The organism is Vibrio sp. YT-19(2023) (assembly GCF_033337395.1).
On the sequence record NZ_JAWOQN010001099.1, the window covers coordinates 1 to 526 of the forward strand.

Below are 526 nucleotides of genomic sequence, written 5' to 3' on the forward strand. Positions count from 1 at the left end.
AACAGATGAACTTGTCAATAAAGAGTCTCCATTTTATTTAGAAGATTTTGCTAAGCACTACGAATTAGCGCTCAAGAATAAAGGTTAAGGTGGGATTGTGAAACAAATTTATAAATCATTTTTGTTATTTATATTATTAGTATTAATGGGATGCTCCGCCGCTAATTTAGTGGTCGACCCATATGCGGATTTAGAAATAACGGCAAATCATAATATCAACCCTGACTCGAATGGAAGACCATCACCAGTTGTTGTATATGTATTTGAACTTACATCAAATACACTGTTTGAGAGCCAAGATTTTTTCTCTATTTATGAGGAGCATGAAAAAGTACTCGGTCCAGACTTGGTGAATAAATATGAAATATCTTTGACACCAGGCCAAAAAGAAATCTACCAAGCTAGTATGTCTCCTAAAACAGAATATTTGGGTATCGTAGCCGCGTTTCGCGATATTGAGAATTCAAATTGGCGACAAGTCATTAAAGTAGATAAGACGGGTTACAACACTTATCAAATCTCGTTA

General features: G+C 35.0%; 1 protein-coding gene. It reads left to right on the forward strand.

Annotated elements, in window-relative coordinates:
* Positions 1 to 97 precede the first annotated feature (97 nt).
* Positions 98 to 526, forward strand: a 429-nt coding sequence (tssJ, locus tag R7E78_RS30260) for a type VI secretion system lipoprotein TssJ (protein WP_318059161.1), incomplete at its 3' end; no start/stop codon positions are given.